The organism is Pseudomonas deceptionensis, from assembly GCF_900106095.1.
GTDB lineage: Bacteria > Pseudomonadota > Gammaproteobacteria > Pseudomonadales > Pseudomonadaceae > Aquipseudomonas > Aquipseudomonas deceptionensis.
In genome coordinates this window covers 3,839,804-3,864,306 of sequence record NZ_FNUD01000002.1, presented here as the reverse complement: position 1 = coordinate 3,864,306, position 24,503 = coordinate 3,839,804, and the positions used below count along the sequence as shown (strand labels likewise).

Annotated in this window: 25 protein-coding genes and 1 pseudogene; 13 read left to right on the top strand and 13 right to left on the bottom strand. The window is 58.1% G+C overall.

Annotation, left to right across the window (positions count from 1 at the left end):
- Nucleotides 1-34: 34 nt before the first annotated feature.
- The 3 genes from BLW11_RS17720 to BLW11_RS17710 all read right to left on the bottom strand — a co-directional run bounded on the left by BLW11_RS17720 (nt 35) and on the right by BLW11_RS17710 (nt 2,812).
- On the bottom strand, nt 35-1,033 hold the full coding sequence (locus BLW11_RS17720) for an NADP-dependent oxidoreductase (RefSeq protein WP_048361526.1): 999 nt from the start codon (nt 1,031-1,033) through the stop codon (nt 35-37).
- Nucleotides 1,034-1,111: 78 nt separating this feature from the next.
- On the bottom strand, nt 1,112-1,981 hold the full coding sequence (locus BLW11_RS17715; protein ID WP_048361527.1) for an alpha/beta fold hydrolase: 870 nt from the start codon (nt 1,979-1,981) through the stop codon (nt 1,112-1,114).
- A gap of 42 nt (nt 1,982-2,023) precedes the next feature.
- A complete protein-coding gene (locus tag BLW11_RS17710; RefSeq protein WP_048361528.1) occupies nt 2,024-2,812 on the bottom strand; it encodes an SDR family NAD(P)-dependent oxidoreductase in 789 nt (262 codons plus the stop codon).
- A 146-nt stretch (nt 2,813-2,958) separates the two neighbouring features.
- Between BLW11_RS17710 and BLW11_RS17705 the strand changes: the two genes are divergently transcribed.
- Nucleotides 2,959-3,540 (top strand): TetR/AcrR family transcriptional regulator, encoded by a 582-nt coding sequence (locus tag BLW11_RS17705; RefSeq protein ID WP_048361529.1) that lies wholly within the window; start codon nt 2,959-2,961, stop codon nt 3,538-3,540.
- A gap of 79 nt (nt 3,541-3,619) precedes the next feature.
- Here BLW11_RS17705 and BLW11_RS17700 read toward each other — a convergent pair whose 3' ends face one another.
- From BLW11_RS17700 to BLW11_RS17690, 3 genes are read right to left on the bottom strand one after another with little or no spacing between them, the layout of a single operon-like run.
- Entirely contained in the window at nt 3,620-4,648 is a 1,029-nt protein-coding gene (locus BLW11_RS17700) for an alpha/beta hydrolase (protein WP_048361530.1), read from the bottom strand.
- 25 nt (nt 4,649-4,673) lie between these two features.
- Nucleotides 4,674-5,177: a cyclophilin-like fold protein gene (locus tag BLW11_RS17695; RefSeq protein ID WP_162200698.1), complete on the bottom strand. Its 504-nt coding sequence runs from the start codon at nt 5,175-5,177 to the stop codon at nt 4,674-4,676.
- A 27-nt stretch (nt 5,178-5,204) separates the two neighbouring features.
- A complete protein-coding gene (locus tag BLW11_RS17690; protein WP_048361815.1) occupies nt 5,205-6,392 on the bottom strand; it encodes an MFS transporter in 1,188 nt (395 codons plus the stop codon).
- A 128-nt stretch (nt 6,393-6,520) separates the two neighbouring features.
- Between BLW11_RS17690 and BLW11_RS17685 the strand changes: the two genes are divergently transcribed.
- Complete coding sequence (locus tag BLW11_RS17685; RefSeq protein ID WP_048361531.1) at nt 6,521-7,414, top strand: LysR family transcriptional regulator; 894 nt, start codon at nt 6,521-6,523, stop codon at nt 7,412-7,414.
- Nucleotides 7,415-7,565: 151 nt separating this feature from the next.
- On the opposite strand, the gene BLW11_RS17680 is transcribed toward BLW11_RS17685, so the two are convergent.
- A complete protein-coding gene (locus BLW11_RS17680) occupies nt 7,566-8,111 on the bottom strand; it encodes a cysteine hydrolase family protein (RefSeq protein WP_048361532.1) in 546 nt (181 codons plus the stop codon).
- Between the two features lie 358 nt (nt 8,112-8,469).
- On the opposite strand from BLW11_RS17680, the gene BLW11_RS17675 reads away from it, so the two are divergent.
- Both BLW11_RS17675 and BLW11_RS17670 read left to right on the top strand, forming a co-directional pair.
- On the top strand, nt 8,470-9,492 hold the full coding sequence (locus tag BLW11_RS17675; protein WP_048361533.1) for a GlxA family transcriptional regulator: 1,023 nt from the start codon (nt 8,470-8,472) through the stop codon (nt 9,490-9,492).
- A 375-nt stretch (nt 9,493-9,867) separates the two neighbouring features.
- Entirely contained in the window at nt 9,868-11,082 is a 1,215-nt protein-coding gene (locus tag BLW11_RS17670) for an aldose 1-epimerase family protein (RefSeq protein ID WP_048361534.1), read from the top strand.
- Nucleotides 11,083-11,178: 96 nt separating this feature from the next.
- Here the strand turns inward: BLW11_RS17670 and BLW11_RS17665 are convergent, their stop codons facing one another.
- Nucleotides 11,179-12,084 (bottom strand): LysR family transcriptional regulator, encoded by a 906-nt coding sequence (locus tag BLW11_RS17665; RefSeq protein ID WP_048361816.1) that lies wholly within the window; start codon nt 12,082-12,084, stop codon nt 11,179-11,181.
- Between the two features lie 189 nt (nt 12,085-12,273).
- On the opposite strand from BLW11_RS17665, the gene BLW11_RS17660 reads away from it, so the two are divergent.
- The 3 genes and pseudogenes from BLW11_RS17660 (at nt 12,274) to BLW11_RS17650 (ending at nt 14,438) form a co-directional block, all read left to right on the top strand.
- Nucleotides 12,274-13,284 carry a zinc-dependent alcohol dehydrogenase family protein gene (locus tag BLW11_RS17660; protein WP_048361535.1) on the top strand — a complete coding sequence of 337 codons (1,011 nt, stop codon included), beginning with the start codon at nt 12,274-12,276 and terminating at the stop codon, nt 13,282-13,284.
- Nucleotides 13,285-13,310: 26 nt separating this feature from the next.
- Nucleotides 13,311-13,565: pseudogene (locus BLW11_RS17655) on the top strand (GNAT family N-acetyltransferase); the annotation flags it as partial.
- A gap of 354 nt (nt 13,566-13,919) precedes the next feature.
- Nucleotides 13,920-14,438: a cysteine hydrolase family protein gene (locus BLW11_RS17650; RefSeq protein WP_048361536.1), complete on the top strand. Its 519-nt coding sequence runs from the start codon at nt 13,920-13,922 to the stop codon at nt 14,436-14,438.
- Nucleotides 14,439-14,462: 24 nt separating this feature from the next.
- On the opposite strand, the gene BLW11_RS17645 is transcribed toward BLW11_RS17650, so the two are convergent.
- Nucleotides 14,463-15,683 carry a benzoate/H(+) symporter BenE family transporter gene (locus tag BLW11_RS17645; protein ID WP_048361537.1) on the bottom strand — a complete coding sequence of 407 codons (1,221 nt, stop codon included), beginning with the start codon at nt 15,681-15,683 and terminating at the stop codon, nt 14,463-14,465.
- Between the two features lie 198 nt (nt 15,684-15,881).
- On the opposite strand from BLW11_RS17645, the gene pdxR reads away from it, so the two are divergent.
- Nucleotides 15,882-17,393 carry a MocR-like pyridoxine biosynthesis transcription factor PdxR gene (pdxR, locus tag BLW11_RS17640; RefSeq protein ID WP_048361538.1) on the top strand — a complete coding sequence of 504 codons (1,512 nt, stop codon included), beginning with the start codon at nt 15,882-15,884 and terminating at the stop codon, nt 17,391-17,393.
- Here pdxR and BLW11_RS17635 read toward each other — a convergent pair.
- A complete protein-coding gene (locus BLW11_RS17635; protein ID WP_048361539.1) occupies nt 17,390-17,767 on the bottom strand; it encodes a hypothetical protein in 378 nt (125 codons plus the stop codon). The genes pdxR and BLW11_RS17635 overlap by 4 nt on opposite strands.
- Nucleotides 17,768-18,075: 308 nt before the next feature.
- Between BLW11_RS17635 and BLW11_RS17630 the strand changes: the two genes are divergently transcribed.
- Nucleotides 18,076-18,366: a hypothetical protein gene (locus tag BLW11_RS17630; RefSeq protein WP_048361540.1), complete on the top strand. Its 291-nt coding sequence runs from the start codon at nt 18,076-18,078 to the stop codon at nt 18,364-18,366.
- Nucleotides 18,367-18,395: 29 nt separating this feature from the next.
- Here the strand turns inward: BLW11_RS17630 and chrA are convergent, their stop codons facing one another.
- Both chrA and BLW11_RS17620 read right to left on the bottom strand, forming a co-directional pair.
- Nucleotides 18,396-19,613: a chromate efflux transporter gene (chrA, locus tag BLW11_RS17625; RefSeq protein WP_048361541.1), complete on the bottom strand. Its 1,218-nt coding sequence runs from the start codon at nt 19,611-19,613 to the stop codon at nt 18,396-18,398.
- A gap of 92 nt (nt 19,614-19,705) precedes the next feature.
- On the bottom strand, nt 19,706-20,599 hold the full coding sequence (locus BLW11_RS17620; protein WP_048361542.1) for a LysR family transcriptional regulator: 894 nt from the start codon (nt 20,597-20,599) through the stop codon (nt 19,706-19,708).
- 271 nt (nt 20,600-20,870) lie between these two features.
- On the opposite strand from BLW11_RS17620, the gene BLW11_RS17615 reads away from it, so the two are divergent.
- The gene (locus tag BLW11_RS17615; RefSeq protein ID WP_048361544.1) at nt 20,871-21,302 is read left to right on the top strand and encodes a (R)-mandelonitrile lyase; all 432 of its coding nucleotides are present in this window, start codon (nt 20,871-20,873) and stop codon (nt 21,300-21,302) included.
- A complete protein-coding gene (locus BLW11_RS17610; protein ID WP_048361545.1) occupies nt 21,295-22,131 on the top strand; it encodes an SDR family oxidoreductase in 837 nt (278 codons plus the stop codon). The genes BLW11_RS17615 and BLW11_RS17610 overlap by 8 nt, the downstream gene beginning before the upstream one ends.
- Nucleotides 22,132-22,216: 85 nt before the next feature.
- On the opposite strand, the gene BLW11_RS17605 is transcribed toward BLW11_RS17610, so the two are convergent.
- Entirely contained in the window at nt 22,217-22,756 is a 540-nt protein-coding gene (locus BLW11_RS17605; protein WP_048361546.1) for a DUF1523 family protein, read from the bottom strand.
- 218 nt (nt 22,757-22,974) lie between these two features.
- Here BLW11_RS17605 and BLW11_RS17600 point away from each other — a divergent pair, with 218 nt between their 5' ends.
- Nucleotides 22,975-23,484: a sigma-70 family RNA polymerase sigma factor gene (locus BLW11_RS17600; protein WP_048361547.1), complete on the top strand. Its 510-nt coding sequence runs from the start codon at nt 22,975-22,977 to the stop codon at nt 23,482-23,484.
- Nucleotides 23,481-24,431, top strand: coding sequence for a FecR domain-containing protein (locus BLW11_RS17595; protein ID WP_048361548.1), 951 nt, complete (start codon nt 23,481-23,483; stop codon nt 24,429-24,431). Before BLW11_RS17600 ends, BLW11_RS17595 begins: the two co-directional genes overlap by 4 nt.
- Nucleotides 24,432-24,503: the final 72 nt, after the last annotated feature.

Here is a 24,503-nt window from a genome sequence, read left to right as displayed (position 1 = left end):
GGGCTGCTTATGCGCTGACTTTTTAGTCGGGCACTCACTTGATCGTAATGATCACTTTTCCTTTTGATCGGCCCATTTCCACATAGCTCAACGCATCCGATGTCGATTGAAAGGAGAAGGAACGGTCGATGACCGGTTTGATGACTCCGGCTTCGATGAGCGTGGTGATTTCTTTCAGTTGAGCGCCGTTCGCACGCATAAATAAAAATGTGTAGCTGACACCGTGTTTGCGAGCTTTTCTCCGGATACCGCTGCTCAACAAGCGCATCACTTGCCGCAACACCCAGGGCAAACGTTGCTGTTGGGCGAACGACTCCGTCGGCGGCCCCGAAATGGAAATAAGCTGGCCGCCACGCTTGAGAACCTTGAGTGATTTCTCCAGTACATCGGTGCCCAGGCTGTTCAGCACCACGTCATAATCGTGCAATTCATTTTCAAAATTTTGAGTCTTGTAATCGATGACTACATCCGCCCCGAGTGCCTTGACCCACTCGATATTCGGCGTGCTGGTGGTGGTCGCAACAAAGGCGCCAAAGTGTTTCGCAAGCTGGATAGCGAGGGTGCCAACACCGCCGGCACCGGCGTGAATCAGTACCTTCTGGCCCTTTTTCAATTGGGCGGTTTCGACCAGTGCCTGCCAGGCCGTCAGAGCGACCAAGGGGATGGAAGCGGCTTCGGCCATGTTGATATTGGAAGGTTTGAGGGCGAGCGCGTCCTCGTTCACGGCGATCAGTTGCGCAAATGTCCCGATCCGATTTTCAGGAGGGCGTGCATAAACCTCGTCTCCCGGCTTGAACAGCGTTACCGCCGAGCCGGTGCGAACCACCGTCCCGGCCAGGTCATTGCCCAGTATCAATGGAAATGAATAAGGCAGGATCAGCTTGAATTCGCCCGTTCTGATCTTCGAATCCAACTGGTTCACGCTGGCGGCATGCACTTGAACCAACACATCGTGGGCACCCGGTTCCGGGTCGGGCACTTCGCCAATACGCCCGTTCTGCTTGCCATAACCTTCGATAAAAAATGCCTTCATGATGATGCTGCTCTCGTCGGTACGAATGAGAATGTGGCAGTGGCCCTTAAAACATTGATGCAATAAGACCCGATGCGATCAGGCGTCAAGGAACACCAGCGCCTTCGCCACGAAATCAGCATAGTGCTGGAAAATCCCGCCGTGCCCGGCGTCCTCGTAAATGATCAACTGAGCGTCGGGAATGTGGTTCGACAGCGCAATCGAGTTCACGGTGGGCACCATGATGTCGCTGTCTCCGTTGGCTATCAGGGTCGGAATTCGCAGCCGGGCAAGGTCTTGCGGCGCCTGTTTACCCCATGCCGTAATGGCGCTCAATTGCCGTAGAAACGCGCGGGGCGTTGGGCCTTTGTCCCTATTGTTCTGGCGCTCCTGCAACCTCTTCAAAAAGGCTGACGCGGCGTGGCGTCCGTTGGTCGTTGAGGTAAAGAACAGGTAGAACTTGGGGTCTCGCAATGTCAGCAAGCCTTTTAAAATCAGCGGCCATGCTACCGAGCCGACTTTATCGATGCCTTCGCCACCGGCAGGTCCGGTGCCCGTGAGAATCAGTTTGCGCACCCGTTCGGGAGCCTTCAAGGCGATAGCTTGAGCAACAAATCCACCGAGTGAAAAACCGAGCAGGTCGACCTGATCAAAACCCAGCGCACGAATCAGAGCTATCCCGTCGTCAGCCATTTCACCAACGGTCAGTGGTGCAACTCCACCCGAACCCCCTATGCCGCGGTAGTCGACCGCGATGACCCGTCGTGTGGCTGCCAATCCATCTACGATCCGTGGGTCGAAGTTGTCCAGCACCGCCCCCCAATGATTCAACAGAACCAGAGGTACCGTGTGCCTGGGCCCTAAGTCACGGTAGACAAAGGGTATCCCTTCGACGGTGATCGATTGGTTAACTGCCTTGATGAACGGCATCTGCAATCCAGAGTGGTTTTGTGTACGCGTGGGGCTCATGTTTTCGTCCGAGTGCGTGGCGAGGTCGACATGCTCTAAAGGTCAGACAGGGGCTTGGTATCGTTGCGCAACCACTGACTGTTTGATCTGCGAAAGCAGGCCCTGACGCGCTGCTTGCAAGGCATTCCAGCGTTCACCTTCTTGCAGCGGCGGGATCGTCACTGGCTCGCGACGGTCGAAACCCACCAGTGCGGCATCGACCAGATCACCTGCTTCCATGATGTCGCTCAAGGTATTGATGTCGATACCGGCGCGATCCCAGATCTCTGTACGGGTGGCGGCCGGCAGAACGGCTTGCACGTAAACACCCTGGGGTGAGAGCTCCAGGCTAAGGCCCTGGGAAAGGAAAAGCACAAACGCCTTGGTCGCCCCGTAGACCGACATGCCGAACTCGGGAGCCAGGCCGACCACCGAGCCAATATTGATAATCGCACCGCCCCCCGATTTGGCCAGCCGTGGAGCGATGGCACTGGCGAGGCGTACCAGCGCGGTCGTATTGAGCGCTACCAGATGCGCGATGCTGTCGGTGCTTTGCTCGATAAAGCTGCCCGCCTGCGCGGCGCCGGCGTTATTGATGAGGATGCCAATGCTGGCGTCATCGCGCAGGCGTGCTTCCACGCGCGCCAAATCGCCAAGCTGGGTCAAGTCCGCCTGAAGAACATCGATGGCAACGTTGTGTTCGCTGCGCAACCGGTTTGCCAGTGTTTGCAGACGCCCATGGTCGCGAGCGACCAGGACCAGATCGTGCCCACGTTGGGCGAAACGCTCGGCGTAAATCGCGCCGATGCCGGTGGAAGCGCCAGTGATCAGAACGGTGGGGAGAGTGGTCATGGTGTTACCTCTTTTTCAGGGACGTCTGCAGTCATGCTGCTTTCAGTTATGATGATGATCATAATCTAAGCTGTCAATAATTTTGATTACGTCCAACATCTATGTACCATTGGCGCATGATTTTTGGCGCACATGAGGTGTTACACATGAGAGTGACCAAGGCCCAGGCCCAGGCAAATCGGGAGCACATCGTCGAGACGGCGTCTGTGGTGTTTCGCGAGCGTGGTTTTGACGGTGTAGGTGTGGCCGACCTGATGGCGGCCGCCGGCTTCACCCATGGTGGTTTTTACAAACACTTCGGCTCGAAGGCTGATCTGATGGCCGAAGCCTCCGCCAACAGCCTTGATCGCTCACTGGCTGGCGCCGATACACTCGATGTTCAGGGGTTTATCGATGCATATGTATCGAGGGATCATCGGGACGCCCGCGGCAGTGGTTGCACCATGGCTGCTTTGTGTGGCGACGCGGCGCGCCAGTCCGACGAGTTGAAAGCGGCGTTTGCCGAAGGGATAGAACGCACGTTGCAAACGCTGGGGGCCAAGTATCCATCGGGGCCTGACGCGCCGCCGGGGGAGGGAAGAGTGAAGATGATCGCCATGCTGGCACAGGCTGTCGGCGCGATCATGTTGTCGCGCGCCTGCCCGGATGACTCATCTCTGGCTGATGAAATACTTGAGGTTTGTCACGCTCAGATTACGGCTTCATTGCCTGCCCAGTCAGAGACTTAGCCACAGGGGCGCAAGTCTCGCAGATGTGATAATGCCTTGCGTGTTCGAGGCTGATTTACAGGGTGTGCCAGCTCTGTCGTCACTTCAGACTGCTCTGAAAAAAGCTCGCCAGCTTGTCAAAAGGAATGAGGTCCACACGATCATAGAGGTCAACATGGCCTGCGCCAGGAATGATGACGAGCTCCTTGGGTTGACCTGCGAGCTTGTAAGCTTCTTCGCTGAACTCTCTCGAGTGCGCGTCGGCTCCGGCAATGAACAGCATCGGGCGAGGTGAAATCGTCTCGATGTCATTGAACGGATAGAAGTTCATGAATTTGATGTTGCTGGTAAGCGTCGGGTGCGTGGTCAGCTCTTTGGACGAGCTGGCTGGTGTGTATTCGCCGCGCGGTGTGCGGTAGAAATCATAGAATTCACGCTGGATCGGGTGGGTGTTATCGTCCAGCTGATGCACCGTACCACTGGTGTAAAGGGTTTCACCGCCTGTGAACTCTGCATACCGTTGCTGCGCGGCTTGCGCGATGATCTCTTTGCGTTGCTCAAGCGTCTGCCCATGCTTCAGGCCATTGCGATTGGCTGCGCCCATGTCGTACATGCTGACCGTTGCGATGGCTTTCATGCGGGGGTCGATCTTGGCCGCGCTGATAACAAAGCTGCCGCTCCCACAGATGCCGAGTGCGCCTATCCGTTCTTTATCGACAAAAGGCCGGGTGCCGAGAAAATCCACCGCGGCGCTGAAGTCCTCGGCATAAATATCCGGCGAGACGGCATTGCGTGGCAGCCCCTCGCTTTCGCCCCAGAATGAAAGATCCAGGGACAGCGTCACGAAGCCTTTTTCTGCCATTTTCGTGGCATACAGATTAGCGCTTTGCTCCTTGACCGCGCCCATCGGGTGGCCAACAACAATCGCAGGGCTTTTGGTCTTGGCGTCGACGTTTTTGGGGATAAACAGATTGCCCGACACGTTCATTTGATACTGGTTTTTAAAGTTGACCTTCTGCACGGTCACTTTGTCGCTGGTATAGAAGTTATCCGCGCCGTTGGACATATCGGCTCCTGTTGCTGAGAGTGAACTGACAAGAAGCGTTAATAAGAGAATGATCTTTTTCATTGGAATCCCTATCGATGCAGAGTGGTCAGTTTTGGGAGAACGTCACTTTCACGGTATGTCGACCAAGCACTTGTGCCAGGTTCGCGTTGTCGTCCACACGTCCAAGGCGGGTGTATGGGTATGTCGATTCAAAGGTCGAATAGAAAACAACCAAGGTTTGCGTGCCATACAGCATCAGATCACCCGTGTGGATCGTTCCCGGTTTGCTCGCATTAGCGGGCAGGGCTTCAGAAAGGCTGGCGTATTTTTCATTACTGTTGAGATCGCTCATGTCCAGCGTCAGTGGCAGTAACGTGGCAAACGCGCGGGCTGCTGCGTTGTCGGCCAAGGTAATTGCGAAGCGTTGTTCGCCGACGGTCATCCACATGCGAGATTTCTCCGTGATCGAAGACGCCAACGCGGCATCATTCATAAGGATGTAACTGCCAAGCATGAGAGCTGAATACTGCAAACCACGCCAACGTAATAACCGCATGCCCCCGCAGTGGCGCTGCTCGGCATTTGCCCCAGGGCTAGTACTCTTGGTCATCACCTGTCTCCCGGATCGTCGCGTGACTCAAGCAGTTCGAGAGGGTGTCGAACGTGACGTCAGTAGGGTCACCGCTGCGCCAAGAAGCAGCACGGCAGCGCTAGCGACAAAAGTGCTCTGATAGCCGCGACTGTCGAACAGCAACCCTCCAACGGTAGAGCCCAGCGCAATGGCCAGTTGAATCACGGCCACCATCAGGCCGCCGCCAGCCTCGGCATTATTTGGCAAGGCCTGTGCGATCCAGCTCCACCAGCCCACCGGGGCCGCAGTCGCCAACAGCCCCCACAAGCCCAGCAGCACAGCAACGACAAGGGTCGAGCTGCCAAAAGGAATCAGTGCCAAAGCGATCAACGCCATCAAGACCGGAATTGTTATCAATGTCCGGAACAGACCGCGCCGTAGAAATCGGCTGATGATCAGGGTGCCGACAAAGCCCGATGCACCGATCACCAGCAAGATCAGCGACAGCGTGGATACATCGACGTGCGTTACCGTTTCAAGGAAGGGGCGCAGATAGGTGAACAGCGCAAACTGCCCCATGAAGAAGGCCCCGCAGCCGACCATGCCCAGTGCCACTGACCGATTCCTGAACAGTTTGAACACGCTTGCCGAGCCGGATACGCGTGACGCCACCTTCATGGGTGGCAGGCAGATATACATCCAGACGAGAGCAATAGCCGCGACGGGCACCACACATAAAAAAGCGCCGCGCCAGCCAATAATCGAGCCCAGATAGCTGCCCAGCGGTGCGGCAATTACGGTAGCCAGCGCGTTACCGCCGTTGAAGATGGCCAACGCCTTCGGCACCTGTGGGGCGGGCACCAAGCGCATGGCCGTCGCAGCGGACATCGACCAGAAACCGCCGATGACCACGCCGATGAGTGCACGGCCGACCATGTAAGTCAGATAGTCGGGGGCCAGCCCGACTATCAGTCCCGAGACGGCCATCAGCCCGGCCAGTGCCAACAGCAGCATCTTGCGATCGAGGGTTCTGGCAACCCACGAAATGCAGAGGCTGGTCAGCACGGCAAACGCCCCGGAAATCGCAATGCCTTGACCGGCCATCCCTTCGGTCACGTGAAGATCAACGGCCATCGGCGTCAGCAGGCTGACAGGCATGAACTCAGAGGCAATCAGGGCGAATACACAAAGCGTCATTGCAAAGACACCGCTCCAGCAGGCGGGAGCCTCGTTGCTGGTGGAAGCAGTGTTCATCGAGGCCTCACAGTCATTCGTTTTCATGCCGGTCATGGTGGCGAACGAATACTCACGCGACTAGCTAATGAATACTTAACAAGGCTATAAGTGTGGCTAATCAATACTCATAAAAGGCGTTTCGCACCATGGTCAGAAGGAACCTCAACGATCTGCTGTCTTTCGTGACAGTGGCGCGCGAAGGCAGCTTCACCCGCGCCGCCGGTGTGCTGGGCGTTACCCAATCTGCGTTGAGTCAAGCCATCAGTGGGCTGGAAGCACGCCTGCAGATCAGGTTGCTGACGCGCACAACCCGCAGCGTCTCGCCGACAGTCGCTGGCGAGCGGCTGCTCAAAGCGATCGGTAATCGCTTCGATGAAATCGAGGCGGAGCTGGATATCCTGACGCAAATGCGCGACAAGCCTGCGGGCACCGTACGCATCACCTGCGGTGATCATGTTTTACGCACGACATTGTTGCCCAGACTCACTGAACTGCTACACGAATACCCGGACATCAACGTTGAGTTCGACGTCAATTACGGGTTCAGGGACATCGTGGCTGATCGCTTTGATGCAGGCGTACGCCTGGGTGACACCATCGACAAAGACATGATCGCAGTCCCGATCGGCCCGCCATTGCGGATGGCTGCCGTTGCCTTGCCAGCGTATTTTGCTGCCCGTGGCATTCCCGAACATCCGCGCGACTTGATGAGCCATGGCTGTATCAACCAACGCATGCAGACATCAGGCGGGCTCTATGTATGGGACTTTGAGCAGCAAGACAGGCAAGTGAACGTGCGGGTAGGCGGTCAGCTCATTTTCAACACCTCGACCCATATCGTGGATGCGGCATTGGCCGGGCTGGGCATTGCATACCTGCCCGAGGAAGAGTTAGAACCGCATCTTCGCGAGGGCAGGTTGCAGCGTGTGCTTGAAGATTGGTGCCCACCGTTTTCTGGCTACTATTTGTATTACCCCAGCCGCCGACAACCCTCACCCGCATTTACGCTGGTTGCCAATGCACTGCGCAAAGCAGGGTAGAGAGGGTGTTCCCTTGTTCAAAAACATCAAGGACTGAACCGCACTCACACGGGTGAAGAGCAAGATTTTCGCGTCGGGCGTGGTGTGTCTCCACTGCGAGGTAAAACGAAAAAAATGATGCAAGGTTGTGATTGTTCATTCCCCGGCGGGCTTACGCCGAGAGATAGTCATCCACAGATTTAACCGTGCCGTACCCAAATTCAAAAGCTGCCATCATCGCTGCATGCACTTGAGCGGCTGGCACGTTGACGCCATTGAATGTGAGATCCAGGGTGGCACAGGCGTCATGCAGCACAGTAACCGGATAACCCATGTCCGCCGCAGCACGTACTACCGCGTCGATGCACATGTGGCTCATTGCACCAACCACCACGATATCCTGAACATCGAAAGCATCCAGCTGCTTCCTGAGGTCCGTGTCTCTAAAGGCGTTGATGTGTTTTTTAACAATCACGGGCTCATCACCCTCAGGGGCTACTGCTGGCTGAATTTGCACGCCGCTGGATCCCTTGACGAAAATGGGGGCCTGCGCATTATCGGATTCGTGCCGTATGTGGAAAACGGGGATACCTGTCTGTCGCGCATGGTCGATGACCCGGCGAGCATTCGCCACAGCCGCCTCGATGCCGCTCAAAGGCAATTTGCCTGTGGGCAGGTATTCGTTTTGTAGATCAACTACTACAAGACCTTGTTTCATGAACGATCTCCGATCAAATAATCAAAGTGATGATGCCCGGAGGCTGGGATAGTTGACGGGTAAGAAAACGGCCCTCTGCCTCGGCCCACACGGTTTAAATCAAAGCTTTCTTGAAGCCCTGGGAACGAATCAGCTGCGCATCTTCTTCATGCTGAGTGAACTGGGATGAATCCTGTTGGTACATCGCGCAGACCATTCTGGCCCAGTGCTCTGGAGCCCAACAGTGGCCTGAATGACATGTTTCGATATAATCGGGCCAAGTAATCAGCGCTGCAGGAGAGGCTCAAAGATAGTTGGCGCATCTCTTGGCGTGAAAAAAACTTCCGTGTGAGCGGTCTTCCCATTCTGAGGCTGCCTGATGCAAGCCATACGTGTTGCAGTTCTAGCGTTCAACGGCGTGAGCCTTTTTCACCTTTCTGTTCCAGGCGTTGTATTGGGTACCGCTCAAACCACGCCGGGTGAGCCTGAATACGAGGTTAACTTCTGCGCTGAAGTGCCAGGCATGCTGAGCAGTGACCAGGGCATTGGACTGTCTGTAACCCACGGCCTGGAATTGATGGAGGCGAGTGACGTAATTGTCATTCCCGCGTGGAGTGATCCGTCGGTCGCCGCATCTGCACAGCTTGTGAAGGCGCTGCAACTCGCCCACTCCCAAGACAAGTTGATCGTCGGGTTATGCCTGGGTGCATTTGTGCTCGGCGATGCCGGGCTACTTGACGGGAAAGAGGCGACGACCCACTGGGTGGCCCGCGACGAATTTGCGCGACGTTTTCCAGAGGTCAGTTTTCGGCCTGAGGTGCTCTATGTCAGTGACGGCAACATCATGACCTCCGCTGGAACCGTGGCGGCAATCGATTGTTGCCTGCATCTGGTACGCCAGCGTCTCGGTGCTGATGTCGCCAACCGCACCGCCAAACTGCTGGTGACACCGCCGCACAGGCAGGGAGGCCAGGCTCAATACGTAGAACACCCTGTACCGCAACTCTCCAGTGAGACTCATTTGTCTGATGTATTGGCGTGGGCTCGAATGAATCTGGCCGGTAATCTGTCGCTCGATGTCCTGGCTGACATGGCAAAAATGAGCAGGCGTACCTTTACCCGTCGGTTCAAGGAGGCCACCGGCACGACCGTATCCAAATGGTTAAACGCTGAACGTGTGCTCAGGGCGCAGGCGCTACTGGAAACGACGGAGTTATCAATTGAATGCATCGCGGATGAAGCAGGCTTTGGAACGCCCCTGTCTTTAAGGCAACAATTTGGCGCTCACTTGGGCACATCACCGTCTGAATACCGGAAAATGTTTTGCCTTGGAAAGAATCCGGAAAATGAGAAAAAGAGCGACAGCGTTCTGCAAAGTTGCACACCGGACTCTAGCCTTTAGGCGCCAGGGTGAAAGGACGTGGAGGCAGACAGATTGACCTCCCCGCCAAGATTAAATGCTCAGCAGCTTTTCCTGTAATTCAGCGCTGTGGCGCCAGATCGTTTCGCGCGCAGGATCGAGATCGTGAGGCAGGCCTGCGATATTGAACCCGCCCCCCCTTGGAGTGGCGAAGCAGGCAGCGTTGGCGCTCGGCTTGTGAGTTTTACGGCAGGGGTAGGGTCAGAAAATTTTCTGTCAGCTTTGGTGCCCTTGACTAAATTGCCCGATTTGCCCCAAATCTTTCTTGGTATTTCCCGGCTTTGTGTCGCTTTTTAAGCTTGCTGAAACGTTTCTTCAAGTCTATAAAAAGGCACAACTCCAAGAAAGGCTGCTCCCATGACCCCGCTCAAACTCTTTGTTTCCCTCAGCGCACTGTCCGTTGCCTCCAACGCCATGGCCTGGGATTACGTTCTGCTCGACACCGACAAGGCTGCCCAGAACTGGCAGATCACCAGCCAGCTGCTCGGCGTAAAAACCGACAAGCCCTTCAGCGTCACCCTGCGCACCTTGCACGGCGGTCGGCAGGAGGGTGTCAGCATCGTGGACATCGATAACGGTACGATGAAACTCTCGGTAGTGCCGACTCGCGGAATGAATGTCTTGCAGGCCTCGGTTGGTAATGTGCGCATGGGCTGGGATTCGCCGGTCAAGGAAGTGGTCAACCCGTCCTTCATCGAACTTAATGGCCGCGGTGGTCTGGGCTGGCTGGAAGGTTTCAATGAGCTGGTCACCCGCTGCGGATACGAATGGGTCGGCCACCCCGGCGTCGACAACGGCGAACTGCTGACCCTGCACGGTCGGGCCGCCAACATTCCTGCGAACAAAGTCACCCTGCATATCGATGAAAAACCACCGTACGTCATCACCCTTCGCGGCGAACTGAAAGAGCAGGCGTTCAAGAAGGTCGACTTCTCCGTAGCGACCGAACTGGTCACCGAGCCCGGCAGCGTAGTGTTCGCCCTCAACGACACCCTGACCAACAACGGCGACTATCCGAAGGAATACCAAGCGCTGTATCACAGTAACTTCAGTACCCCGTTCCTGGAGCAGGGCGCCCGTTTCGCTGCGCCGGTGAAACAGGTGTCGCCGTTCAACGACAGGGCCAAGGGCGACCTGCCCGATTGGCAAACTTACCGCGCACCTACCAAGGACTACGACGAAACGGTTTACAACGTGGTGCCGTATGCCGATGCCAAGGGCGATACGTTGACCGTGTTGCATAACAAGGCCGGCAGCCTGGGTGTTTCGGTCGGCTTCAACACTCAGACACTGCCCGTGTTTTCCCTGTGGAAAAACACCGATACCCAAGGCCAAGGCTATGTCACGGGGCTGGAGCCGGGGACAAGCTTTTCCTACAATCGCCGTTTTCAGCGGCCACTGAACCTGGTACCGACAATTGGGCCGAAGGAACACAAGCAGTTCCGCATCAGCTACAGCTTATTGGCAGATAAGGCGGCTGTGGATAAGGCCTTGAAGCAGGTAAGCGAGATTCAGGGTGGGCGGGAGACTGAGGTGCGGCAGACGCCGTTAGTTGATCTGACCAAGGGGTAGCACCGGTTAGAGCATTGTCGGCCGAAATTCCAGAGCCTCGGCCAAAGCAGGCTTTCGAGCTGAGCCGCTTTCTTCCAATTACATCAATGCACTCACTTACTCATCCTGACGATCCAGCCACGCGGTATGTAGCTGTGGAAATCGCGCCTGCAGCCATTCGATAAAAACCTGCACTTGCGGCGCCAGGTGAGTTCGGCTCGGGTACAACAGCGATACAGGCCGGGGGGCTGGTCGACAGGACTCCAGAATCTCCACCAAAGCGCCGCTATCAAGATGCTCGGCGACGGTGATGCCCGGGGCCTGAATAATGCCGAAGCCCGACACGCCGCACTGAACATACGCATTTGACTCGGTGACAGTGATGGCGGTGCTACTGACAAATGTTCGGTCCTGTCCCTGGACCAAGAAATGCCAGGGCAACGTCCTGTTGCTCTGGCCGGACAGAAAGTTGACGCCTCGATGGGCAACCAGATCCTCAAGGGTCTCAGGCCTGCCGTGGGCGTTCAGGTACTCGGGCGCTGCGCACGTGACCATGGTTGCCATCGCGATGGGGCGAGCGATCAGGGTTGAGTCCGGCAGATCGCCTATGCGTAATGCACAGTCGATTCCTTCGCCAACAAGGTCAACGGCTCGATCTGTGACACCCAGCACCATATTGATGCCCGGGAAGGTGTCGGTGAATTCTTTGAGGCATTTGATGAATTCCATTTGTGCGAACGCAGTCGGGATATCGACCCGAAGCCGGCCGACGAGCGTGGCCCCGGTACGATCAAACATCGTGGTCGCAGCAGAAATAGCCGCAAGAATTTCCTGTACCCGTTGATAGAACAGTTCGCCTTCGGCGGTGAGCGCCACTTTTCGCGTTGTGCGCTGGAACAACCGCACGCCCAGTGACTTCTCCAGCTCCTGAATATAGCGGGTGACCTGGGGCCGCCCGATTTCCAGCGACTCGGCGGCTTTCGTGAAGCTACCGAGCTCAGCCAGCCTGGCGAACAGTCGCATCGATTGCAGCAATTCCATGACGTTTCCCTGTGAGCCCCGGATGAATGAAGGCCGTGCAGTGTTTGTTGTCTCAGAATAGAACAATCATGTCTTTTTTTGCGTATTTATTGCGCGCCGCCAAAAGCGAAAGATGGCCCAAGGCGAACCGCTGTCGGTTTGCGACCATTGACGTGCATTTGGAGAATCACCATGAAAGCCTGGTTACTGAAAGATTTCGGACTCGACAACCTGCAATTGGGCGAGGCTGTGACCCCACAACCGAAAGCCGGCGAGTTACTGGTCAAGGTCGGCGCCGTGTCGCTGAACTTTCGCGACAAGGCTATCGTTGACGGCATCTATGAACCCCACATGGTGCCCAAACCTCTGATCCCGGTGAGCGATGCTGCCGGCACTGTGGTCGCGGTCGGTGACGGCGTCACGCGTTTCAAGGTCGGCGATCGGGTCAATTCCCACCTGTACTCCCGTTGGCTGGATGGCGAGCCGGGACCGAACGAACCGGATTACTGCTTCGGCTCACCACTGCCTGGCGGTCTGGCCGAGTACATGATCATCCACGAAGACAGCGCCGTGGGTGCACCTGCCAACATGAGCGACGAAGAAGCGGCCACACTGCCAATCGCCGCGCTCACCGCGTGGTACTCGTTGGTCGATTTTGGAAAGATTCAACCGGGTCAGACTGTGTTGGTTCAAGGCACCGGCGGGGTCTCCATATTCGCGGTGCAGATTGCCACGGCCCTTGGCGCCAGGGTGATTGCAACGTCGAGTAGCGACGAGAATCTGCAAGCCGTGAAGCGTCTGGGTGCGGTGGCCGGCATCAATTACAGAACCACGCCGAACTGGGCGGACGAAGTGCTGAAACTCACCGACGGCAAGGGTGTGGATTTACTCCTCGACGTGGCCGGTGGCAGCGGCATCAATCAATCGGTTGCCGCGACCAAGGCCTCAGGGCTTATTGCGCAGATTGGCTTTTTGACCGGGCAGACCGTTGAACTCAATTTGATGCCACTGATCTTCCGCCAGACAACCATTCGCGGTATCGCGGTAGCGCCGCGCTCGTCGTTCGACCGCATGAATGTATTCCTTGAAGAACACAACATCCGACCTGTTATCGATCAGGTATATCCGTTCGAAAGGGCCCGTGAAGCCTATGAACACCTGGCGAAAGGTGCGTTCGGCAAGGTTGTGATCAAGATCGCCTAGCACTATTCCAGACAAGGGCGGCTACTGTGCAGATACGCAAACTTACCCATGACGATTTGCCATGCGCCAGCGCCCTGTGCCTCGACGCGTTTATGCTGACGGTTGCGCCCTCGCTGTCGGCGCTGGGGGTGGAAACCTTTGCCAAGGTGGCCGCTGCGCAGGCGTTTGCCGACCGTATGGAGGGCGATAACCTGATACGGGTCTGTGTTGCGCAGGGGTCGATTGCGGGGCTGATTGAGTTCAAGAAAGGGCGCCACGTGGCGATGCTGTTCGTTGCACCGGCCTGATCTTTCAGGCGATGGAGAAGCGGTGCGGTGATCTTCGGGCTTGAGCACATGCTGAACACCCCCAAAAACAGGAGTCTCTTTGACCATGGATACACAATGTCCGGTCTGTATCGCAGCTAGTGTTGACGGTTTCATTGCGGCGCCGGGTTGTCAGCCCGGCGCCCTGCAGCTACTGTCAGCTCCATGAATCAACCACGCATTGCCTTGACCACGACCACCACGACCGCCAGAGGCGGGTCGTGAGAGGTGTCGTGAGCCAGTAACACACGAACTTCAAAGGCCCGCCAGTGATGGAAAGGGCCTTTTTTTTGCCCTTGTGTCGCTGGCTAAAACGCAAGGAAATGCACCATGTATGCACTGTTGATTCTGGATATGCAGGTCGGGTTGCTTCACGGCCCGGATAAGCCACAGGGTGGCGAAGCGCTGCTGGCCACGTTGAACAAACTGCTGGATAAAGCCCGGAGTGCGGGTGCCCCGATTTTTCTCGCCCGTCATATCGGTCCCCCGGGTTCGCCGCTCGACGCTGCAAGCCCGCTGACGCAACTGGTGCCGGAGCTGGTGTTGCAGGGAGACGAAGTGATTTTCGAAAAAAGCCGACCCAATGCCTTTGTCAGGACGGCCCTTGCCGATCAGCTACATGCTCTTGGCGTTCAAGGGGTGGTCATCGCCGGAATGAAAACCCAATATTGTGTCGACAGCACCTGCCGTGCCGCCCGAGACAGTGGGTTCGATGCTGTGCTGATCGCCGACGGTCATACGTGCTCCGACACCCCTGAGCTGAAGGCCGAAGCCATTGTGGCCCATCACAATGCGTCACTTGCTGGACCCTTCTGTCGCGTCATCCCCGCTGAGGCGTGGTGTTTCTAAGCGCACACGACAGACCGGTCCGGGTCAGGGCCGGTCTGTAGCGACGACCGGCTCGCGGCGCGCAAAACGGCCGTTGAGTACGGCGTATGCCAACAGACCTATCAGCAACCCCCAGAACGCGCCACCGATACCGAACAACGTAATGTTGGCGGCGCACGCCAGGAAAGTGATCAGCGAGGCTTCACGGGATTTAACGTCAGCCATGGCACTGGCCATGCTGGCGCCAATCGTGCCCAGCAACGCGAGCCCCGCCAGGGTAGTGATGAAGGTTGCGGGGAAGACCATAAACACCGCGGCAAGCGTTACCCCGAAAATCCCGACGAGGATATAGAACACGCCTGCAGCAACGCCGGCGATCCAGCGTCTGGAAGGATCTTCAGAGGCTTCCTTGCCGGTGCAGATGGCTGCCGTGATCGCGGCGATGTTGAACGCATGAGATCCGAACGGTGCCATGAGCAATGACCCCAGCCCTGTAATGACCAGGACAGGGTTGGCGCTGGTTTTGAAGCCGTCGTTGCGCAACACCAGCATGCCCGGCATGTACTGGCCGGTCAGGGTGATCAGAAATAGCGGCAACGCCACGCTGAGCAACGCATCCAGCGAAAACTCGGGCCGGGTAAATACCGGTGCGGCGAATTGCAGTTCCAGCCCCGAAAAATCCACGCGCCCCTGAGTCAGCAGGAAGGCCAGCCCCAGCCCCAGAATACCCACCACGGCGTAGCGCGCGGTAAAGCGCTTGAGCACAACGTAAGCGACGATCAGCAAGCCCACCAGCCCCGGGTCAATACTCATGCCGCCAAACGCACCGATACCGAATTTCAGCAGGATACCGGCCAACAAACCTGCGGCCACACCTGACGGGATCAGGCGGATGACTTTTTCGAACTGGCCGGACAAACCCAACAGCACGAAGGCGGCGGCGCTAATGATGTACGCCCCTATCGCCTCGGCATAGGGCGTGGTTGCCAGTGCGACGACCAGAAAGGCTGCCGCGGGTGTCGACCAGGCGGTAATGACCGGTTCGCGGGTCACCCAACTGAGAAACAGCCCGGTAATGCCTACGCCAATCGACACCGACCACACCCAAGAAGCCGTCAGCTCGGGGCTCAGCCCGGCCACTTTGGCGGCCTGGAAGATCAGAATGAACGTGCCGCCATAGTTGACGATGACTGAAATCAGGCCGGCAACAATCGGGTGGACCAGATCGCGTATGCGAAGGGGGGACGTGGGTGCAGAAGACGACATGTTTTCTTTGCTCCTTGCAAAGCGAGGTGCCTGACCTTGGGCGAGGCGCCATTTATAGCGCCAAAATGGCATGCCTTGCCCCAACACTTTTATGTGGTGCACCAGACCACTTTTTGTAAATGACGTAGCTGCGGCCAGAGTCCACGGCTAGACTGCCCCGGCCATTTCAGGCCCATTTTTTGAAGTCAGGCAGATCACATGGCAAAAACCTTCGAGCTGGAAACGCTGAAAATGCGACTCAACGATGCCGAGTTCCGGCTGCTGGATCTGCATCAGCGGATACAGCGCGCATTGCGGGCACTGATCCTCGACGGCGCCCTTGACCCGGGTTTGAAACTGCCCGCCACCCGGGCCCTGGCCAGCGCTTTGGGCGTTGCCCGCGACACGGTGGAGAATGCCTATGTCCAATTGCACCGTGATGGTTTCATCGTGCGGCGCGAGGGGTCGGGCAGCTATGTGTGCGAAACCCTTGGTACCCGATTGCACGGCGCGGCGCGCAGGCGCATCAAGCCCCGGGACATCAACAAAAACGGGGTTGTGCCGGGAGCGGGGCTGAGCCAGCGCGGGCGAATGATTTTAAGCAGCGGCGGGGTGAGCGATCAGCAGGTGATCAAGGCCTTTGCTACCGGCCTGCCGGAAACCCGCACGTTCCCCATCGATGTGTGGGGGCGCCTGCAACGTCAGGTCATGAAGGACCATCACGCCAGCGTGCTGCTGCATGGTGACCCGCAAGGTGCCGAGCCGCTACGCAAGGCCATCGCCACCTACTTGAACCTCGAACGCGGGGCCAGGTGTTCACCGGACCAGATCCTGGTGTTGAGCAGTACTCGTCAGGCCCTGTTCCTGTGTGCCCAACTGCTGGTAGACGCCGGTAAACCGATCTTGCTGGAAAATCCAGGCTATTTCGGCGCCAGGAAAGCCTTTGAAATGGCAGAGGCCAGGGTGGTGGGCATTGACGTCGATGCACAGGGCATCCGCACGGATCTGCTTCGGGCAGACCGCAGCGGCGCCAATTGCGTCTATGTCACGCCCTCTCATCAATACCCCACGGGGGCGACGCTGGCGCTGGAGCGCCGGCTTGAACTGGTCAATTGGGCTGCGGAGCAGGGCAAGTGGATCATCGAAGACGACTACGATAGCGAGTTTCATTACGACGGGCAGCCGACCGCCTGCGTGCAGGGTCTGGACAAGTACCAGCGCACGATCTACCTGGGGACCTTTAGCAAAACGCTCTACCCCGGGTTGCGAATGGGCTACATGATTCTGCCCCCCGAGTTGGTCAAGGCGTTCACCTACGCGCGCAGCATCATGGATGGTCACACGCCACAAATCTTGCAGCTGACACTGGCCCGCTTTATGGAAGACGGCCACTACAACGCCCATGTCCGGGCCATGCGCAAACTCTATGGCGCACGTCGAGCCATCACGCTCGACGCCATTGGCAAACACCTGGACGGAATTGTCACAGCCCTGCGCCCCCAGGGCGGGTTGCAGATCCCTTGTCTGCTTGCCGATGGCTGGTCGGAGGAGAAAACCATCCGCCAGGCCGCCAGCGCAGGGGTGCAGCTGTCCGGCCTCAGCCGGCTGTACGCCGGTGATGAGAAGAAACAGGGCTGGCTATTGGGTTACTCGTCCTTGACCGCTTATGAAATCGAGTCGTCCATGGTGCGCCTGGCCAACGCGCTGCACCCAAGGCAGGGGGCTGTTTAGCGACGATAGTAGCGTTGGTTGTCCTCGTAGCGGTGGCGCTTGTCCCGATCATGGTGGCGCTCCCAGTCACGACGGCGTTCGGCTTCCCGGCGGGCTTGCTCCCTGCGCCAATTGTCACGGCGCCAATCGTCGTTACGCGAGTGCCAGCGGCCGTCATGCCAGTATCGGTCGTCACGGGCAATCAGCTTGCCTGGCTGTTCGCCGGTCATGCTGCTCAGGGTCGGCCAGGGGCTGACGGCAGCCGGAGCCTGAACGGTGGCGACTTCAGTGGCGAAAACAGGGGTTGAGGTCCTCATTTGTGTTGCTGATGCCGGGCCCACTGCCGCGAACGCGAACAGGCCGATGAGCACCATCCGTGGGTCAAGGAATTTCATGGCGAAGAGAACCTCTGATGAACAAGTGGATAGGTGGCCATCTCGTTGCGGTAAACACGCAGGTGCGCGCTTGCCGGGCGAATGTGCTTGTTCACATAGACCGATATTCAGGGAAAAGTTCTGAAAGCCCGTTGCTTAAATCATCAAAGAGCGTCGATAGGGCGAGGGGCTGTGTGGGAGCGAGCCGGTGGTCGTTGCAAGCTGCCCGGTACTGGCGTTTGGCTAAACTCAATACATCGGGACGGATTGGTTTTGGGTGATGGCCATCCCGGATTGGAACCAGACAGTCACGCCCAAAGGAGACGATCATGTATGCGGTTATCAGGACCTACCTGGGTACTGGGGCAAGGCAGCTTTTCGATAGTCTGGAAGAGCACAAAGTCGATGTCGAAGCGACCCTGCGTGCAGTGCCTGGCCTCATCAGCTACACACTGCTGGACACTGGCGATGGCGGTACGGCGGTGACTGTTTGCACGGACAAGGCCAGCGCCGATGCGAGCTTGAAAATAGCGCGCGAATGGATCCAGAAAAATGCCTCGCATATCCACGCCAACCCGCCTGTCGTGACGGAAGGGCCGGTGATTGTGCAGATCACATAGCGCGTCCCTGGCATTGCTCTCGCGGCGGATCAAGCCGTGGTAAAGACGATACTCAGCACCCATCCCGCTACACCGCTTGCGATGACCACCAGCCACGGTGGAAGCTTCCAGAACATCAGCGCAACCAGGGCGAGCAGTGCCAGACCGAAGTCTTGCGGCTGGAGGATGGCATTCGTCCATACCGGTTGGTAAAGCGCAGCCAGCAGCAGACCGACCACCGCCGCGTTGATCCCGACCAGCGCAGCTTGAGTGCGCACGCTACGACGCAATTGTTCCCAGAACGGCAAGGCGCCCAGGATTAACAAAAAGGACGGAGCAAAGATTGCCAGCAGGCAGATCATGCCCCCGGCCCATCCTGAAGGGGCAGGGTTCATTGATGCACCGAGGAATGCCGCGAAGGTGAACAAGGGGCCCGGTACGGCTTGCGCGGCGCCATACCCGGCCAAAAAGGTTTCATTGCTGACCCAGCCGTAAGGCACTACCTCGGCTTGCAGCAATGGCAGAACCACGTGCCCGCCGCCGAACACCAGTGAACCGGACCGGTAGAAGGCATCCACCATCGTCACTGTCTGATTGGGCAGCCACTGGTTCAAGAGTGGCAGGCCAACCAGCAATGCCACAAACAGCGACAGCCAGATCGCCCCGGCCCGGCGGCTGATGCTGATGGGCAACGGTTCGTGCCCGCTGCTCTGCCCGGGTTTGAACAGCAGGAGGCCGGCAGCACCGGCAGCGGCGATCACGCTGACCTGCCCCCATGCGGACGGTTCAAGCAGGGCGACGCAGGCGGCAATCGCCATCAGGCTGACGCGTGGCACGTCCGTGCACAGGTTTCGTGCCATGCCCCATACCGCTTGAGCAACCACGGCCACGGCGACCACTTTGAGGCCATGCAGAGCGCCAGGGGGAAGGGCCGTGCCGTGATGCGAAATGCCCAGAGCAAACAGGATCAGAAGAACGGCTGACGGTAGCGTAAATCCGGCCCAGGCCGCCAACGCACCTCCATATCCCGCACGTGACATCCCCAGCGCGATGCCGACCTGACTGCTTGCGGGCCCTGGCAAAAATTGGCAGAGCGCCACTAAATCCCCATAGCTGCGGTCAGTCAGCCAGCGCCGTCGTGTCACAAACTCATCGCGAAAGTAGCCCAGATGCGCAATGGGACCCCCGAACGAGGTCAGCCCAAGGCGGATGAAAATGAGGAACACCGACCATGGGCTGTTGCGTGTATCGACATGAGCGTTGGCCATGCAGCTACCTACCTGGTTGAGCAGAACCGGTTCAATAATCGAACCACGATAACGGATTGCGGTGATTTAAACAGACCCGCTCGTGGAGCGGTTCAGGCCTTGTAACGCAATGCTTGTACCAGCAATTCAAACGCAGGTGACGCCTGGCGGCGACTTGGGTAGTAGAGGTGAAAACCCGAAAACCAGGGCGACCAGTCTTCCAGCACCTCGACCAAGCGCCCGGCCTTGAGATGGGGGATGACCAGATCGTGGGGGATGTAGCTCAACCCAAAACCGTCCAGCGCTGCTTCCAGCAACTGATAGACGCCGTTGTAGGTCACTTGGCCCGTCACGCGAACTTTGAGGCTTTCGCCATCCTTGGCAAATTCCCACGCGTACAGACCGCCGTTGGTGGGTAACCGCAGGTTATTGCACAAGTGATCAGTGAGCGCTCGAGGCGTCGCGGGTAATTCGCGGTTGGCGAAGTAGGCCGGTGAGCCAACCACGGACATCCGCAAATCCGGCCCGATACGCGTGGCAATCATGCCTTGCGCCACGTCCTCACCCAACCTGACCCCGGCATCGAAACCTTGGGCTGCGATGTCGACGAAGCTGTAATCGCAGCAGACTTCCACCGAGATGTCCGGGTACCTGGGCAGGAAGTCCTTCAGAACGGGCCGGATAATCTGGTCCAGCACATGGTCCATGGCGTTGATACGGATATTGCCAGCGGGGGTATCGCGCAGATCACTCAGGCCGGCCAACTCGATTTCGATTTCCTCGAAGTGAGGCCCCACACGTCTGATCAACCGTTCTCCCGCCTCGGTGGGCGAAACGCTGCGCGTGGTACGCGTCAACAATCGCAGCCCAAGCCGCGATTCCAGACCTCGAATAGTGTGGCTGAGCGATGACTGTGACACTCCGAGTCTGGCCGCAGCCTTGGTGAAGCTGCGCTCCTTCGCGACAGCGAGGAAGGCAAGCAGATCGCTGGCGTTTTCCCTAAGCATTGATGAGCAGCTCACATAAGTATTTACGGATTCTAGCGGCTAATCACGGTAATGCGCAGCTGCTAGATTTAGGGCCTTGCTCCCGATCCGTTGACCTGGCGTCCGATCCCGCAGCAAGTGGATCAGGACGCCGGGCTTTTCGCTCCGTCCTCCATTAATCCAGGTCGTCATCGACGGCTTTTGCCCCAAGGGGATCGTCATGCGAAGCCTCACAGCCACAGCGTTATCGCTGTCATTGCTCGCACTAGATCTGCCCGCAGAGGAGAAGTCCATGCTCATCATTAACCCCAACGGCTCACAACCTTCGGCCAAGGGTGCCGCCGATTATTTCACCGGTACTGTTCGCGTCGACGCGCCTTTCAAGGGGACACAAGAGGCCCGCGTCAGTGGCGCCACTGTGACCTTCGAGCCCGGTGCCCGCACGGCCTGGCACACACACCCTCTTGGACAGACCTTGATTGTCACGGCGGGTGCCGGCCTGGTGCAGGCGCAGGGACAACCGGCTCGCTTGATCAAACCTGGCGATACCGTGTGGATTCCACCCCATGTAAAACACTGGCATGGCGCGACTGCCACCACCGCGATGACTCATATCGCCATTGCCGAAGTTCTGGACACCAAGGTCGTGGACTGGATGGAGCAGGTCAGTGACGAGCACTATCAATCATTGGGCTCAAACCCCGCACGAGGTGTTTATGAATAACCGCCGTAAAGTCACCGTCGTCATCGGTGCGGGGTCGATAGGCCAAGCAATTGCCCGCCGGGTCAGCGCCGGTAAACACATCGTGCTGGCCGACTTGCGTCAGGAGAACGCCGATGCCGCCGCCAAGGTGCTGCTCGACGCGGGCTTCGAAGTGACCACGGCCTTGGTCGACGTCTGCTCCCGCGAGTCGGTCGAGGCCTTGGTGCAAGTGGCAACTGCCATTGGCGATGTCACCGGGGTGATCCATGCTGCCGGTGTTTCACCCTCCCAGGCGCCGGTCGCGACCATCTTGCGTGTGGACCTGTATGGCACGGCATTAGTGCTCGAAGCGTTCGGCAATGTGATCGCTGAAGGCGGGGCAGGGGTAGTCATCGCCTCGCAGTCTGGCCATCGTCTGCCCGCGCTGACACCTGAGCAAAACAAAGCACTGGCCACGACACCTGTCGAGGAACTGTTGGCGCTGGAGATGCTTCAGGCCGACAAAGTGACCGATCCATTGAACGCCTATCAAATTTCCAAACGCGCCAACTCGCTGCGTGTGATGGCTGAGGCCGTACGTTGGGGCAAGCGCGGAGCACGGGTCAACACTATCAGCCCCGGTATCATCTTCACCCCGTTGGCCAGAGACGAATTGAACGGTCCGCGCGGCGAAGGCTACCGGCGCATGATCAATCTGAGCGCCGCGGGCCGTGGCGGGACACCTGATGAAGTCGGTGCGGTCGCAGCGTTGCTGATGGGGCCTGAAGGGACGTTCATTACCGGCAGCGACTTCCTGATGGATGGCGGTGTCACCGCTGCCTACTGGTACGGCGACCTCGCGCCTCAGTAACTCGCCAGCCAACCCCGGGAATGCCGTTACTGACGTGCTAAAAACCCACGGGCAAAAAAAATGCGCTCCGTCAGGAGCGCATCGATCAATTTGCCGGCATTTGCGGGCGCCGTTTTGTGCGCCGTTTTACAAATACGGCAATGAATATCAACACCAGGCCCATCACGCTGAAGAACACCGTGTTGAACCATGGGAAAGGTTCGGAACGGCTGTTGGTGGCTTCGATCGCAGTGATGTTCGGGAACACCGAGAAGATCTTGATGCGCCATCCGTAGTACCGGATGAGAGCCAACTGCTGGGAGTCGCGGGAATAGCCCTGGGCCTTGGCCTGGATGTCTGCCGAGTCGAACTTGAAGTACCAGGGGAAGGACCAGCCGGTATCCTCGTTGCGATACACCATGACTTCCTTGGTGTCCGGGTCTTCCGTGTTGATGAAGTAAACATCCCGGGTAGGGCCGTCGGCCGGGTTTTCAGCGTTGATGACGCCGTTGTGATCGACCCGTTTGACTTCAACCCCCGTGACCATCACCACATCGTGCTGAGGCAGAAAGTAAAACAGCCCAAGCGCTACCGCGCCGACTGCGAGCAAGATGGTGCCCAGAATGATGCCCTTGAGCCACTTCATGCGAAAACCACGTACATAGCGAAATTTCCTGATTGCTGTTGATAGAACTGATGGCCGACCTTATCGCAGCCTGCGCAAGGGACTACAAGTTCTGCGTACTCCGGCTACATGATTTGTAGCAGTTTAGTGGTTCAGAAAGAAAAATAGCTTGGTTTCAAGATATAACACAAATTAGAATCACTCTCATTTACCTCGTCCTGCGCACAGGGGGTCTTGAGATGGTTGAACTCGCGACACCGAAAGAGCAGACCCTGCATGCGTTGTATCGCGACCACCGCAGCTGGCTGGAAAACTGGCTGCGCCGGCGCATGGGCAACGCCTGGGATGCGGCGGATTTGAGCCAGGATACCTTTGTTCGTGTGCTTGCCAGCGCCCAGCCACTGGCGGATTTGCGTGAACCACGGGCCTATTTGCTCACGGTCGGCAAGCGCCTGCTAAGCAACTTCTACACGCGGCGCAGTCTGGAGCAAGCCTATCTGGAGGCACTGGCACAGTTACCTGAGGAAAGTGTGCCGTCCCCCGAGCAACGCTGGCTGCTGCTCGAAACCTTGCAGGCGCTGGACGAATTGCTCGATGGCCTGGCGCCTGTGGTGCGACGGGCGTTTCTCTGGAGCCAGCTCGAAGGGCTGGGGTATCGGGAGATTGCCGAGCGCCTGAACGTCTCCGAGCGTACGGTCAAACGTTACATGGCCCAGGCCTACGAGCACTGTTTGCTGGTGGACGCTTGAAGCACCCTGAACCCTCATCCGCTATCCGCACTGTTGCCCGGGCCGCTGCCCACTGGCTGGCGCTGATGGAGTCCGGCACGGCCACCGAGCAGGATCGCGTGCAGCTGCAACAGTGGCGCGACAGCGCCGGTGCCCACGAGTCGGCCTGGCAGAAGGCTCAGTTGCTGCGCCAGCGCTTCAACACGCTGCCTTCGGCGTTGGCAATGGCCACCCTTGACCGGCCAGATCCGGGGCGCCGGGCAGTGCTGAAACAGGCGCTGTGTGTGGCCGCCGTGGTGCCGACGGCCTGGCTGCTGAGCCGCCAGTTGCCTGTGGACGTATGGCGCGCCGACCTGCAAACCGCCACGGGTGAGCATTCGCGTGTGCCGCTGGCCGACGGCAGCATGCTGCAACTCAATACCGCTAGCGCCGTCAATGTTGATATGCAAGCCCGGTTGCTGACCCTGGTGCGTGGCGAAATGGCGCTGAAAGTGTCGGGCAGTGCACCGATAACCATTGAGGCGCGCTACGGGCGCATCACGCTGAACCGAAGTGAAGTCTGCGTGCGTCTCAACCCGGGGGATTGCCAGGTTTCGGTGCTCAGCGGCACGGTGCAGTTGCAGCCATTGCATGGGCCTGCGTTGCTGTTGCGCGAGGGTCAGCAGGTCAGCCTGGGCGCGACGGGAGCAGGGGGCGTCAGCCCGTTCGATCCGTTGCAACCCGGTTGGCGCGAGCGAGTGCTGATGGCGCAAAACCAGCCCCTGGGGGATTTTTTGCGTGAGCTGAGCCGCTATCGCGCAGGTCTGCTGCGCTGGGAGCCGGCGCTTGAAACGCTGCGGGTCACGGGCAGTTTCCAACTGGACAATACCGACCGCATCCTGTCGCTACTGGCCGCCACCCTGCCGGTGCAAGTGCATGCCCGTACGCGGTACTGGGTCACGCTGGTGCCGAGAAATACGCCGGTGTGAGCACTAGCCTGACCTCTGAACGCTGAACGCTGAACGCTGATTCCTGATTCCTGATTCCTGATTCCTGACCTC